Source organism: uncultured Aureimonas sp. (assembly GCF_913775355.1).
In the GTDB taxonomy this organism is placed as follows: domain Bacteria; phylum Pseudomonadota; class Alphaproteobacteria; order Rhizobiales; family Rhizobiaceae; genus Aureimonas.
Genome location: NZ_CAJYIU010000316.1, coordinates 1 through 4,724 on the forward strand (window position 1 = coordinate 1; position 4,724 = coordinate 4,724).

Genomic DNA, 4,724 nt, shown 5'->3' on the forward strand with positions numbered 1-4,724 from the left:
GCAGGAGCGATTTCGGCGTCATCAGGATCAGCGGCTTGCGGAAGTCGCGCTTCATCTGCCGGCGCAGGATGTGGAAGTAGTTCGCCGGCGTCGTGCAGTTGGCGACCTGCATGTTGTCCTGCGCGCAGGCCTGCAGGAAGCGCTCGAGGCGCGCCGAGGAGTGCTCCGGCCCCTGCCCCTCGTAACCGTGCGGCAGCAGCATCACGAGGCCCGACATGCGCAGCCACTTGGCTTCACCGCTCGAGATGAACTGGTCGATCACGACCTGCGCCCCGTTCACGAAGTCGCCGAACTGGGCTTCCCAGAGCGTCAGCGCGTTCGGCTCGGCGAGCGAGTAGCCGTATTCGAAGCCGAGTACGGCCTCTTCCGAGAGCATCGAGTTGATGACCTCGTAGTTCGCCTGGCCCTTCACGAGGTGCGAGAGCGGAATGTAGCGGCTCTCGTCGCGCTGGTCGTAGAGGACGGAGTGACGCTGCGAGAAGGTGCCGCGCTCCGAATCCTGGCCCGACAGGCGGATCGGCGTGCCCTCGGCGAGAAGCGAGGCGAAGGCCAGTGCCTCGCCGGTCGCCCAGTCGAGGTTCTCGCCGGTCTCGATCGCCTTGGCGCGGTTGTCGAGGAAGCGGCCGATGGTCTTGTGGACCTCGAAGCCCTCCGGCACCTCGGTGAGCTTTGCCCCAAGCTCCTTCAGCGTCTTGACCGGCACGCCGGTCGTGCCGCGGCGCTGCTCGTCCTCGTCGTCGGCGCGGCGAAGGCCCGACCACGCGCCGTCCAGCCAGTCGGCCTTGTTCGGGTTGTAGCTCTGGCCCGCCTCGTACTCGCCTTCCAGCTGCGTGCGGAACTCGGCCTTGCGCGCCTCGACGTCGCCGTCCGACAGGACGCCGGCCTCGACGAGCTTCCGGGCGTAGATCTCGAGCGTCGTCTTATGCTCGCGGATCTTGCGATACATGATCGGCTGCGTGAAGCCGGGCTCGTCGCCCTCGTTGTGGCCGAAGCGGCGGTAGCAGAACATGTCGACCACCACCGGCTTGTGGAAGGTCTGCCGGTACTCGATCGCGATCTTCGCCGCATAGGTCACGGCTTCCGGATCGTCGCCGTTGACGTGGAAGATCGGGGCCTCGACCATCTTCGCCACATCGGACGGGTAGGGCGAGGAGCGCGAGAAGCGCGGATTGGTGGTGAAGCCGATCTGGTTGTTGATGATGAAGTGCAGGGTGCCGCCGACGCGGTGGCCCTTGAGGCCCGACAGGCCGAAGCACTCGGCGACGACGCCCTGGCCGGCGAAGGCCGCGTCGCCGTGGATGAGGAGCGGCAGCACCTGGTTGCGCACCTCCTGCGGCACCACCTCGGTGCGGGTGCGACCGCCGCCGAGCTGGTCCTGCTTGGCGCGCGCCTTGCCCATGACGACCGGGTTGACGATCTCGAGATGCGAGGGGTTGGCCGTCAGCGACAGGTGGACCGAGTTGTTGTCGAACTCGCGGTCCGCCGAGGCGCCCAGATGGTACTTGACGTCGCCCGAGCCCTCGACGTCCTCCGGCTTGTAGGAACCACCCTTGAACTCGTGGAAGATCGCGCGGCGCGGCTTGCCCATGACCTGGGCAAGCACGTTCAGGCGGCCGCGATGGGCCATGCCCAGCACGATCTCCTTCAGGCCCATCTGGCCGCCGCGCTTGATGATCTGCTCGAGCGCGGGGATCAGCGCCTCGCCGCCGTCGAGGCCGAAGCGCTTGGTGCCCTTGTACTTGACGTCGATGAACTTCTCGAAGCCTTCCGCCTCGATCAGCTTGTTGAGGATGGCGCGCTTGCCCTGGTCGGTGAACTCGACGCCCTTGCCCGCGCCCTCCATGCGCTCCTGGATCCACTGCTTTTCCAGCGGATTGGAGATGTGCATGAACTCGACGCCGACGGTGCCGCAATAGGTGCGCTTGAGGATGTCGACCATCTGGCGGACGGTCGCGAACTCCATGCCGAGGACGTTGTCGATGAAGATGCGGCGGTCGAGATCGGCCTCGGTGAAGCCGTAGTTTTCAGGAGAGAGCTCGTGGTAGTCGTCCTCGGGCGCGGCAAGGCCGAGCGGGTCGAGCTTGGCGTGGAGATGGCCGCGCACGCGATAGGCGCGGATCAGCATCAGGGCGCGCACGGAATCACGCGTCGCCTGCAGGATCGCGGCCTCGGAGGGCGCCTCGCCCTTGGGGGCGGCGACGGCCGCCTTGTCGCGCAGCTTCTTCTCGACGCGGATTTCCGCCTCGCCCCAGTTGCCGTCGAGCGCGGCGACGAGTTCGCCGTTCGGCGTCACCGGCCAGTTGGCGCGCGTCCAGGACGGGCCTTCGGCGTTCTTGACGACGGTCGCCTTGTCGTCGCCCACCTGGCCGAAGAAATCGCGCCATTCGGCGGCCACCGAGGACGGGTCGCGCTCGTAGGCGGCGGCCAGCGTCTCGATGTAGTCGGCATTGCCGCCATAGAGGAAGGAGGTCGCCGCGAAGGTCTCGTTCGCCGGATTGCGTGCCATGATGATGACAAAGCGGCCCCCGCTTCTTCAGCGAACGCCGTCTCCCTGAAAGATGATCGGAGGCGGAAGACCAAGGGCCTCCGCCGCTCACTCGAACGCGTTCGGCTGAAACGTCGCCCGCCGGGTCAAGACCCGAGGGGCGGCCGCGCGGGCCGAAACGCCGCGCGGCTGGCTTCACGTATCATTCCGGCCAGATAGGGGCGCGACGGTTAAAAATCGAATGACCGCGCCCGCCCTCGCCTCGCAATCTCAGCCCTTGAGGACCTCGACCAGCGTCTTGCCGAGGCGCGCCGGGGACGGCGAGACGCGGATGCCCGCCGCCTCCATCGCCGCGATCTTCGACTCCGCGTCGCCCTTGCCGCCCGAGACCACGGCGCCCGCATGGCCCATGGTGCGGCCCTTGGGGGCCGTCCGGCCCGCGATGAAGCCGGCCATCGGCTTCTTGCGGCCGCGCTTCGCCTCGTCGATCAGGAACTGGGCCGCGTATTCCTCGGCCGCGCCGCCGATCTCGCCGATCATGATGATCGACTTCGTCTCGTCGTCGGCAAGGAACATCTCGAGGACGTCGATGAACTCGGTGCCCTTGACCGGATCGCCGCCGATGCCGACGGCCGTCGTCTGGCCGAGGCCCTCGTTCGTGGTCTGGAACACCGCCTCGTAGGTCAGCGTGCCGGAGCGCGAGACGATGCCGACATTGCCCTTCTTGAAGATCGAGCCCGGCATGATGCCGATCTTGCACTCGTCCGGCGTCATGATGCCGGGGCAGTTGGGGCCGAGAAGGCGCGACTTCGAGCCGTCCAGGCGGCGCTTCACGCGCACCATGTCGAGGACGGGAATGCCCTCGGTGATGCAGGTGATGAACGGGATCTCGGCCTCGATCGCCTCGATGATGGCGTCGGCGGCCCCGGCCGGCGGCACGTAGATCACGGAGGCGTTGGCGCCGGTCGCATCCTTGGCCTCGGCGACCGTGGCGTAGATCGGCAGGCTCTCGCCCTTCGAACCGGTCCAGGTCTCACCGCCCTTCTTGGGGTGGATGCCGGCGACCATCTGCGTGCCGTGGTAGGCGAGCGCCTGTTCCGTGTGGAACGTGCCGGTCTTGCCGGTCAGGCCCTGCACGATGATCTTGGTGTTCTTGTCAACGAGAATGGACATGGGTCTTTCGAGACTCCAGAAAAAGCGTCGTTCGGCAGACGGAAAGCGGGCGGATCAAACTGCCGCGACGATCTTCTGCGCGGCGTCGTCGAGATCGTCCGCCGCCGTGATGGCGAGGCCCGACTCGTTGAGGATTTTCTTGCCGAGCTCGACATTCGTGCCCTCGAGGCGCACGACGAGCGGCACCTTGAGGCCGACTTCCTTCACGGCCGCGACGACGCCCTCGGCAATCACGTCGCACTTCATGATGCCGCCGAAGATGTTGACGAGGATGCCCTGCACCGCCGGGTCCGCCGTGATGATCTTGAAGGCCGCCGCGACCTTCTCCTTCGACGCGCCGCCGCCGACGTCGCAGAAGTTCGCCGGCTCCTTGCCGTAGAGCTTGATGATGTCCATCGTCGCCATGGCGAGACCGGCGCCGTTCACCATGCAGCCGATGTTGCCGTCGAGCGCGACATAGGCGAGGTCCCAGGCCGAGGCCTCGATCTCCTTGGCGTCCTCTTCGGTCTCGTCGCGAAGCGCCTTCATGTCGTCGTGGCGGAACAGCGCGTTGCCGTCGAACGAGACCTTGGCGTCCAGCACCCGGAGGTGCCCGTCGGTCATGACGATCAGCGGGTTCACCTCGAGGAGCGCCATGTCCTTGTCGGTGAACGCCTTGTAGAGCGCCGGGAACAGCGTCTTGGCGTCCTCGCGGGCCGCACCGTCGAGGCCGTAGGCGTCCGAGATCTTGGAGACGTCGGCGTCGGTGACGCCCGTCTCGGGGTCGATCGCGACGGTGATGATCTTCTCCGGCGTGTCGTGGGCGACCGCCTCGATGTCCATGCCGCCCTCGGTGGAGACCACGAAGGCAATGCCGCCGGTCTCGCGATCGACGAGCATCGACAGGTAGAACTCGGCGGCGATCTGCGCGCCTTCCTCAATGTAGAGGCGGTTCACCTGCTTGCCGGCGGGGCCGGTCTGGATGGTGACGAGGGTCTGGCCGAGCATCTCGCCCGCGTACTGCTTCACCTCGTCGATCGACTTGGTGACGCGCACGCCGCCCTTGGCGCCCTCGGGAGCGCCGACG

Annotated in this window: 3 protein-coding genes; all 3 read right to left on the reverse strand. The window is 66.9% G+C overall.

Annotated elements, in window-relative coordinates; translation table 11 throughout:
* Window positions 1–2,506: 2-oxoglutarate dehydrogenase E1 component (locus QZ753_RS19340; RefSeq protein WP_294646184.1), on the reverse strand; the 2,506-nt coding region annotated here is incomplete at its 3' end.
* 249 nt (window positions 2,507–2,755) lie between these two features.
* The gene (gene sucD / locus QZ753_RS19345; RefSeq protein WP_294646185.1) at window positions 2,756–3,658 is read right to left on the reverse strand and encodes a succinate--CoA ligase subunit alpha; all 903 of its coding nucleotides are present in this window, start codon (window positions 3,656–3,658) and stop codon (window positions 2,756–2,758) included.
* Window positions 3,659–3,712: 54 nt separating this feature from the next.
* A partial coding sequence (gene sucC / locus QZ753_RS19350; protein ID WP_294646186.1) for an ADP-forming succinate--CoA ligase subunit beta occupies window positions 3,713–4,724 on the reverse strand: 1,012 nt, incomplete at its 5' end.